Below are 8196 nucleotides of genomic sequence, written 5' to 3'. Positions count from 1 at the left end.
GCAGGTACAAAAAAGCCCGCATAGGCGGGCTCAGAGAAGAGGGCAGCGTCATATCGCAACGGCATTCGGGAACAGTTCGATCAGGTCCGGGTACTGATCGAGTACATGGGCCGGGGGGAGGGTGGTTGTGCCGTAGAGCGAGCCAGACTGCACAGGATCGTTGAAGAAGAGAGCGTTATTTACGGCAGCATGGTGCACGTCACGAAGGGCAAGCTCTGCCGTTTCGGCGTCCGAGAAAGCCGAATAATGCTCTCCAAGCTCAACATTCCAGCGCCGGCCGTGGTTGCTCAGGAGAACGGCCTTGGCCAATGCACAGAACTCCTCACGAAGCAGCTCATGCGGTGCAGCCTGGCTATCTGTAGTGGTCATGAATTCAACCCGCAGTCCTGGATGTTTGCGGCACGAGCGTGATCAGAGCGCGTCGGTACCGAGCAGCTTGATCCGAGCTGAGCAGGCCTCGGGCTTTCAATGCCTCAAAGATCGATACGGCGTACTTCATGGCCTCGCAATCGTCAGCGTGCTGATCGATGACGACCACCGGGAAGGCGGATGGCGTATCGTGAGTCGCGCCGATGGCCAGCGTTTGCACGATCCAGCCGTGATCTGTCTCCACTTGGTCAACCGTGAGGCGCGAGATTGCAATGATGATTCCGCGCTCGATCAGATCGAGCATTCGCAGCTTCGTGTGTGTAGCCTTGGGCTTGATGTCTTTGGCTTGCATGGGTGTCTCGTTGCAGCGGGTGATGTGCTCACATTAACAACGATCCAAGGGAACCCAAGCTGACCTGATGCCGGCCATTCATGTGTGGTGGCAACGGTCGGAGGGTGGTAATAGAGATGTGCAATATCCGATAATCACCAGACTCGGATATTGCACAGAAGGCCGCTGCACAGCAGAATCAGGACAGATTTCATCGCCTGGAATGTCCTATGCCGAGCCCAAACAAAACCGCGCCTGCGCCACTGTTCGAGACGTACCAGAGATTTCAGGCCCTCAATCACCTGAACCTCAACGCTGAGCTACCGGCCGTCCGCGATTACCTTCAAGCATTTCCGGCCGAGCTTCGCGCCGTAGATGGTTACCAAGTCGTTCGGAGCTTCCTCAACTCCTACGCCGGCAACGAAACCACGTTCAACTCCTACAGAACGCATGCCGAGCGCTTGCTGCTATGGTCGCTGCTGATCCGCCGCAAACCCATCCTGGATCTGACCCGCGTCGATGCCGAGGCCTTCATGGAGTTCTGTCTGAATCCTCCTTCTGGATGGGTCGGCCCGGTGGTCAAGTCACGATTCAACCGTATCGGCGGACGCAAGGCCCAAGACAGCGATGTCTATCAGGTCAACGAGGCTTGGCGCCCCTTCAATGCGGTCGCCCCGAAGCGCGCCAAACTCAATTCAGGAACGCCCTGCCAGGAAAAAAAATACACCCCATCTCAGGGCTCCGTGGCGCAGATTTTCGCCGTCTGCGGCAGCTTCTATCAGCACGCCAATGATGAAGGTTTCACCGAGGCAAATCCTTTCCGGGCGATCAAGCAGAAGACGCGGTACAAGCAGAGAAATACCTGGGAGGTGGGCAGTCGGTCGCTCACGCCCCTGCAGTGGGACTACGTGATCGAAACCGCCGAGAGAATGGCTGATGCCGATGACGCACATGAGCGCACCCTGTTCATCCTAGCCACCATCTTCTCAATGTACTTGCGGGTGTCCGATCTGGTTGGCCGGGATAACTGGGAGCCAACAATGGGGGACTTCCGGCGCAACGGACAGGGCATTTGGTTCTTCCATGTGGTCGGAAAGGGCAACAAAGCTGCCAAAATCAGCGTTCGTGACGACTACATGAACACCTACATGGCGCGATACCGGCGCCACCTTGGCCTCTCAGCTACACCTGCCCCTGGAGAGCGCACGCCGCTTCTGCAGGCACTCAATGGGCGCGCCGGGTTGAGTGATCGGCAAATTCGTCTGCTCATCCAAGGAGTATTTGACCAAGCCATCGAACGGATGAAACACGACGCCTGGAACGAGGCGGAAATCGAAAGTCTCCGTGATGCGTCTCTGCACTGGCTGCGCCACACCTCAGCAACCTTCGACGCACCGCTGCGTGATGCAAAAGATCTGCAGGCTGATCTGCGCCACGAGAGCATGAGGACCACGGTCGATGTCTACTACAACTCTCTTGATGATCAGCGGGCCAGTTCCGTCAAAGGGCTGCCAGTCAGGAGGCAGTAGCTCACGGGTGATCGCCTAATCGACTGTGCTTGCCGCAAGCAGGCGTCGAGAGCTATGTGCGGGCCATACAGGGCTACCAATACCTCATTGGCATTGTCCTAGTTTTCTTACCAGAAAGTGGTGACCTTTCAGGCCTTCCATGTGTGCGGGCTATGGGAGAATGCCGGCATGGCATTGGGATTGCGCTAAGTGTCGTCATGCTGGACTCATATCAACCTACCTCAGCGAACAAACCACGGTAATCGACAATGGCCATCTTCGACGAGATGCGGGAACAGCTTCAGGAACTGCTGGATCTGGTAAAGCAGGACGAACAGTACACCGCAGCTGTCGCATACGGCGCGTTTAAGGCTGATGAGGGCTCCGCCCAGGCCCACCGAAAGCGCGTCCTACGCATCGTAGAGCTGAAGCGCAACTTCGGACTGAAGTGATCGAGGGCATCGACCATGGGCATCATTGCCGCTGACCCAATGGGTCGCATTCTGCGAGTTACTGCGGTGCTGTGCATCACCGTTGGTGTCATCGCACTTACTGACTATTTCAGCCTGTTCCGGGCTATCGGCGTCATGTGTGTTGCACTGTCGCCTATCGTTTTTGCCTACGGCTATTTCCTCCGTAAACCTTGGATTACTCGGGTAGCTTCAAGTTTGATCATCACTGGGATGATCTTATGGTTTATCAATGCTGACATGGGTTGGCAGGATCGTTACTGCATCTTATCTCCGATTGGCTGCTGAAGTTTTTGAGGAAATTGTATGAATGTTTGGGTACTTATTTTGTCCTTGGCGACTGGAAGCTCAAGTGGTGGCCAGGCAATAACACATATTCCAGGATTCTCCTCGCAGGAGAAGTGTAACGCGGCAGCTGCGGCTTGGTTAGAAAAGGCCGTGAGAGAGCACAGTCCGGTCCATCCAGCAGCCGTTTGCGTTGAGTTGCGATAGGAGAAGAATATGAAGCGCTACTTAATATGCTCACCTGACGAGTCGGTTACAAATTGGCCACCGCGGTCTGTATTTGCAGCTACAGCAGATGACGCGCTGAACAAATATCTTCATATGCCATGGTTCCCGTAGTGGCGTTTGGGTTGGTTGCCGCCTACAGCGTAGGCCTACTTGCAGACTGTGAGCAGCCGTTCTGTGTAAATATCGCGAAGCAATAATGGGTAATGCTTGGGTTTCCTTTTGGGCGAGGGATAATTTCATTCAGCCCAGGAGGAAGTAACCATGTCATTCGCCTTCACGCACGAGCAACAACCTGCAATTAACTCGCTTGCTCGCCTGATCAGGCTTGTCGCATTCGCCGGAACTGGCAAGACAACCACACTGGTTGGGTATGCCCAAGCTCATCCCCAACAGCGCATTCTCTACCTCTGCTACAACAAGAGTGTCGAGATAACGGCCAAAGAGAAATTCCCACTCCATGTGACATGCAAGACCTCACACGGGCTTGCTTATGGCTCGATGGGTGCGAAGTACCAGCACAAGCTCACCGGGAATCTCAGGCTGACTGATATCGCCCGCGCGATTTCGAGTCAGAGCTGGGATTTCGTGCGCGCGGTGCAAGACACTCTCAATGCCTTCCTGGCCAGTGCGGATGACAGCATCACAATCGATCATGTGCCATCGAGCAGGCTCAAGAACGAACGCATGAAGCGCGCCGCAGGAAAGATCGTCGCCAGCGCCGATCATCTCTGGAGTCGAATGCTCGATGTCCGCGATACGTCTGTGCTCCAGAATCATGACGGATATCTGAAAGCGTGGGCGCTCACCCGACCGGATCTGTCGAAGCGTTTCGATATTGTGCTGGCGGACGAGGCGCAGGATATCAACCCTCTGCTGGCCGGCGTCCTTGCTGACCAAGCGCGCTACGGTATGGGTGTTGTTGTGTGCGGTGACGGCCACCAGATGCTGTATCGCTTCAGGGGAGCCGTCGATGCGCTAGATGCTCACTGGCTCGACAAGGCCGAGACGCACTACCTCACCCAGAGCTTCCGCTTCGGCCCGGCCGTCGCGAAGGTGGCGAACATGATCCTGCACTTCAAGGGCGAAACGCGGCCGCTGGTAGGGCTGGGCGAGGCCACCCGAGTGACAAAAACCCTTCCCGAGGACCTGGAGCACCGTACCGTTCTCTGCCGCACCGTAATCGGCGTCATCGAGACGGCCCTGATTGCACAGGCCAAGAATGATCAAATCTTCTGGGTCGGCGGCATCGATAGCTACCACCTGCAGGACATCGAAGACCTGTATTGGCTCTATGCCGAGCAGCGGGACAAAATCAAGAACAAGCGCCTGATGCAAGAATATCCTACGTTCGACCTGTACGAGGAAATCGCAACAGAGAGCCAAGATGCTGAGATGCAGCGCACGCTACGAGTGGTCGAGCAGTACAAAAACGCCCTGCCCGACCTCTTTGCCAAACTTCGCCGCACGGCAGTCAAGGACGAGCTGGAAGCCACAATCTCGGTCAGTACAGCGCACCGTGCCAAAGGTCTGGAATGGGATGCGGTGGAGCTAAGCGATGATTTCTCCTTCGAGCCGTTCAACCCAGAAAACACCCTGGAGCAGTTCGAGGATGAAATGAATCTGCTGTATGTCGCCTGCACGCGAGCGATGAAGGTTCTGGCTATCAACGGACCAGTGCTGGAAATCATGCACGAATTCGTGGGCCGGCGTGACGGCAAGCGGCCGAATATCCCCCTTACCTTCAAGCGCGCAGCAGAGGCGGCGTAGTCCTTGGGTTTGACCAATGCAGCGGTAGTGTGGGCAATACCAGCCTCCCGGAGTGCCCCCGATGTCCGAGCTTTCGCCTTTGACCATCGTCACCGCCTGCAGACTTGAACTTGCACTGACGCCGGTACCGATGCCCGTGATGCCTAGCTCCAGAAGCGAGCATTGGCTGGCCTTCATCTTGCCGAGCAGTTCCCAGTACGGGTTCGAGTTGCACCCTGATGTCGTTGAACGTATTCAGGCGTACATGATCGAGCACCAGACCGAGTGCCTGAACGATGGTTGGCGCAACTACACGATCTACGGGCGCCGTCTCGCCGGCTGTAACCCTAAGGCTGTTGCCGAGCGGCTTAGCCATGAGTGAGTCGATTGAGTTCAGCTCCTTCGTGGACTGGTTGGAGCACCAGGGCGAAATCGACGGACCCGTAGTGGTGTCGGTCACGAGGAGCAGATTTTCCGGCAATCACCAGGACTTCGCTCACGGCCTTGTCGAGGCCCGGCTGGACTCTCCTTTCGGCCGACTGTCGATCATCAGCGGCTGGTCGGCTTTCGTGCAGCCTCGACGTGCGGACGGTTGGTATGTCGAGCATCGGCCCGATGCAACGGGCGCAGGAATTACCTCCGAACATCCGGTTGTCATGACGGTTGAGGCGGAACAAATTCGCCTTGAAGCCCGCTGCGAGGAACTAGCGAAAGCGGCCTGGGACTTTTGGTCCTATCAGGATCTTGAGCGCTATGTGACTCCCCACCTGCTCAGCTAAGCCCCCACTTCCCTGCTCTTGGGTTTAAGCGCCCATGAGACAGCATTGCGCTGCACCTTCAACAAAAACGGAGTTTTCACATGTCGGTTACGACTAGCTCAATCCAGGTTCATGTCCTGCCCAACAAGGCCACCATCCATCTCCACGAGGCAGATCGCGAGCTGGTAGGCGTCCATGGCGTTGAGGTTGATGTCATGGATTACCCCTCCCAACAGGCGACGGCGGCGCTGAATGCCTTCAATGCGAATGTCACCCTGAACCGAGCCGAACATTTCACCCTGATGGTGTTCGATCCCAAGAAACAGAGCTGGCTGACGCCCCCTGAGGGCCATCAGACATTCCCAAGCGACGGCGATTACAGTGGCATGCTGGATGTCCCTCTCCTACCCCTCGGGTGCGTTCTCGAAGCCGAGAAGGACGTTGCTTATGAAGATGGCGATGGCCAGCCGATTATGGCCGGATCGAAGTGGAAGGTCCTCGCGGCTGATCGGGCGACCGTGCGGCTGGTGTGTGAGGATACTGAGGCGGAAATCTTCATGCCCGTCTGCCAGCTTCATGAGGGCCTGGTGATCAACACTGGCTACGATGAAGACGCGCATCTGAGCGCCGATCAGCTTGACGATAAGTACAACCCCGAAGGCGCCGGTGAGCATCCGATGTTCACTCGCCAAATGTGGCGCGAGGCGGTGGCCAATGAGGACACGATCTGCGGCTATTGGTCGTGGTTGGTGAGCGAAATCGCGCAGGCACACTGGAAGTAGCGGCCTTGATCGCCGCATAGCGGCCTGTTGTTGAAGCTGAGGGCGGTGGTGATTCAGCCGAACCACTTCAAAATGAAGCCTGGGACTGACCGCTACGCTTTCCAGAATCCCGCAGGAGACGCCTCGCAAGGTCGTTCTGCGGGTGTGGCGTGTAGTCCTAGCCCTCAGCGTCCAAAAGGAGCACCAGCGAGCCCATAGGGGCCGTAACTTGAAGATTGCCCGCCATGCCCGCCATGCCCGGCTGTTCGTGCCGGCAAAATCATCTTGGCATCAGCCCCACGCCAACACCCCAGCGTTTGCACGAGATTGCTCAAGCCCCACCAGAGCATGAGTCGGCCCTACGACTTCAGGACGCGAGAAACAGTACCCCTGAAACCACGCAGTATTCCTAACCGGATGCAGCAGGTGGTCGATATCTTGCGACGACTCGACTTTCTCCATGATCAGGTGCGTCTTGTTGGCATAGCAGTGCCGGATTGCTGCATCAACCCAGTTCAGATTTTCCGTGGTCTGGATTGCCGGGAGATCGATCTTGCAGAAGTCCCAATCGAACGCCTCCAGGCGCTCTTGATTGGCGTGTTCCTGCCCGAAATCATCAATGGCTACCTTGGCTCCGGTGCTCTTGATCGCACGCAGCCGCCTCACAAGCTCAGCGCCACGCATATCGGAACTCTCTGGAATTTCGATCACCAGGCGATTGCGGACTTCTGGATCAAGCGCCATCAGTTTCGATTGGAACAGGCTGAAGAATGTACGGATGTCGAGTGTTGCAGCGGATATGTTCATGAACACGAGCAGCGGTGAATGGAGCTGCGCCGTGCTGGCCTGCAGCATGTGCAGCACCTCAATGTCGAGCGCGAACCATGAGGCCATCGACTTGCCGGCCATGAAGCGAGGTGGGCTTAGCACGGTGTCGCCAAGCTGCAGGCGCGCCAGAACCTCGGTTGCGACGGCGGCTCCGTCGCTGCTGTGAATGGTTTGCTGGGCAATCTTGAGCATGTGGCCCTCGGATCGTGGAGGTTTCGGTTATCTGCAATTCCCAGCCAGGCGGAAGCCTGCTTGTTCGGCCTGTGCAGCGGTCTGGAAGCTAACGCGGTTGTGCTCGCGCACGAGGTCATAACTGGGGCAACCAGTCGGCAGGTGATAGACGCGGCTATTGCGGTTGCCTATAACGCTGCCTGCCGTGGCGCCCGTCATTTGTGAGTGCTGCGAAATGGAGCGGGAATTCTTCCCCTGGAAGGGATGAGTGGCCACGCCCGGTGTCGCAAGTCCGTCGCCACTCGGTTGCTGCCCCACCGTCCAGGTGCGCTCGCCGGTGACATAGGGATTGCTGTGCCCCATCACCTTCGCAATTCGCCGGTCGCGTTCGAGTTCCCAGTCGCTGGGTGGGTACATGCGATCCCAGGCGGTAAAAAGCTGCTGCTGCTGCCGGGACATCCGCAAGCCGTACCAGTCGTGCATGTAGAGCTGCACACGGGCCACGAGTCCTTTGGCTTCGTCGCGAGGCTCGGCTGCACGCTGGTTGAAATCCACGCGGGTCGCGCATGCGCCGTACTGATAGGGGGTTTTGGAGAGCTGTGCGTAGTTGTAATGGGATCGGTCAGCGTTGACCTCACCGACGACTACGGTGAGGTTGTGTGCATCGGCCTCCATGGCGCGGAACACAGGATCGGTCGCCACGCAGTTCTTCCGCCCGCCGTTCTGCCAGCATTGGCGCTG

11 protein-coding genes are annotated in these 8196 nt (G+C 57.2%); 7 read left to right on the top strand and 4 right to left on the bottom strand.

Features of this window, described 5'->3' with window-relative positions; all coding sequences use genetic code 11:
* Positions 1 to 48: 48 nt before the first annotated feature.
* Positions 49 to 369: a hypothetical protein gene (locus LO50_RS19250; protein ID WP_044316036.1), complete on the bottom strand. Its 321-nt coding sequence runs from the start codon at positions 367 to 369 to the stop codon at positions 49 to 51.
* Positions 370 to 373: 4 nt separating this feature from the next.
* Complete coding sequence (locus tag LO50_RS19245) at positions 374 to 721, bottom strand: hypothetical protein (RefSeq protein ID WP_044316035.1); 348 nt, start codon at positions 719 to 721, stop codon at positions 374 to 376.
* Positions 722 to 930: 209 nt separating this feature from the next.
* On the opposite strand from LO50_RS19245, the gene LO50_RS19240 reads away from it, so the two are divergent.
* The 7 genes from LO50_RS19240 (at position 931) to LO50_RS25225 (ending at position 6477) form a co-directional block, all read left to right on the top strand.
* A complete protein-coding gene (locus LO50_RS19240; protein ID WP_044316034.1) occupies positions 931 to 2229 on the top strand; it encodes a tyrosine-type recombinase/integrase in 1299 nt (432 codons plus the stop codon).
* A gap of 248 nt (positions 2230 to 2477) precedes the next feature.
* Complete coding sequence (locus LO50_RS19235) at positions 2478 to 2660, top strand: hypothetical protein (protein WP_044316033.1); 183 nt, start codon at positions 2478 to 2480, stop codon at positions 2658 to 2660.
* Between the two features lie 15 nt (positions 2661 to 2675).
* Entirely contained in the window at positions 2676 to 2966 is a 291-nt protein-coding gene (locus LO50_RS19230) for a hypothetical protein (protein ID WP_044316032.1), read from the top strand.
* Positions 2967 to 3452: 486 nt separating this feature from the next.
* A complete protein-coding gene (locus tag LO50_RS19225; RefSeq protein WP_044316031.1) occupies positions 3453 to 4958 on the top strand; it encodes a UvrD-helicase domain-containing protein in 1506 nt (501 codons plus the stop codon).
* Positions 4959 to 5019: 61 nt separating this feature from the next.
* Entirely contained in the window at positions 5020 to 5319 is a 300-nt protein-coding gene (locus LO50_RS19220) for a hypothetical protein (protein WP_019406671.1), read from the top strand.
* Positions 5312 to 5716, top strand: a complete 405-nt coding sequence (locus tag LO50_RS19215; RefSeq protein ID WP_019406670.1) for a hypothetical protein — start codon at positions 5312 to 5314, stop codon at positions 5714 to 5716. The genes LO50_RS19220 and LO50_RS19215 overlap by 8 nt, the downstream gene beginning before the upstream one ends.
* Before the next feature lie 80 nt (positions 5717 to 5796).
* Positions 5797 to 6477 (top strand): hypothetical protein, encoded by a 681-nt coding sequence (locus LO50_RS25225; RefSeq protein ID WP_044316030.1) that lies wholly within the window; start codon positions 5797 to 5799, stop codon positions 6475 to 6477.
* A 270-nt stretch (positions 6478 to 6747) separates the two neighbouring features.
* Here LO50_RS25225 and LO50_RS19205 read toward each other — a convergent pair whose 3' ends face one another.
* Complete coding sequence (locus LO50_RS19205) at positions 6748 to 7476, bottom strand: EAL domain-containing protein (protein ID WP_044316029.1); 729 nt, start codon at positions 7474 to 7476, stop codon at positions 6748 to 6750.
* Positions 7477 to 7503: 27 nt separating this feature from the next.
* Positions 7504 to 8196: endonuclease (locus LO50_RS19200; protein ID WP_044316028.1), on the bottom strand; the 693-nt coding region annotated here is incomplete at its 5' end.

It is taken from the genome of Stutzerimonas stutzeri (genome assembly GCF_000935215.1).
Taxonomy (GTDB): domain Bacteria; phylum Pseudomonadota; class Gammaproteobacteria; order Pseudomonadales; family Pseudomonadaceae; genus Stutzerimonas.
Note: the sequence above shows the minus strand (reverse complement) of the source record. Positions and strands in the feature narration are given on the sequence as shown.

Excerpts from the sequence above, each read along its gene's own strand:
- LO50_RS19250 (WP_044316036.1), bottom strand. The coding sequence starts at position 369 with ATGACCACTACAGATAGCCAGGCTGCACCGCATGAGCTGCTTCGTGAG.
- LO50_RS19245 (WP_044316035.1), bottom strand. The coding sequence starts at position 721 with ATGCAAGCCAAAGACATCAAGCCCAAGGCTACACACACGAAGCTGCGA.
- LO50_RS19240 (WP_044316034.1), top strand. The coding sequence starts at position 931 with ATGCCGAGCCCAAACAAAACCGCGCCTGCGCCACTGTTCGAGACGTAC.
- LO50_RS19235 (WP_044316033.1), top strand. The coding sequence starts at position 2,478 with ATGGCCATCTTCGACGAGATGCGGGAACAGCTTCAGGAACTGCTGGAT.
- LO50_RS19230 (WP_044316032.1), top strand. The coding sequence starts at position 2,676 with ATGGGCATCATTGCCGCTGACCCAATGGGTCGCATTCTGCGAGTTACT.
- LO50_RS19225 (WP_044316031.1), top strand. The coding sequence starts at position 3,453 with ATGTCATTCGCCTTCACGCACGAGCAACAACCTGCAATTAACTCGCTT.
- LO50_RS19220 (WP_019406671.1), top strand. The coding sequence starts at position 5,020 with ATGTCCGAGCTTTCGCCTTTGACCATCGTCACCGCCTGCAGACTTGAA.
- LO50_RS19215 (WP_019406670.1), top strand. The coding sequence starts at position 5,312 with ATGAGTGAGTCGATTGAGTTCAGCTCCTTCGTGGACTGGTTGGAGCAC.
- LO50_RS25225 (WP_044316030.1), top strand. The coding sequence starts at position 5,797 with ATGTCGGTTACGACTAGCTCAATCCAGGTTCATGTCCTGCCCAACAAG.
- LO50_RS19205 (WP_044316029.1), bottom strand. The coding sequence starts at position 7,476 with ATGCTCAAGATTGCCCAGCAAACCATTCACAGCAGCGACGGAGCCGCC.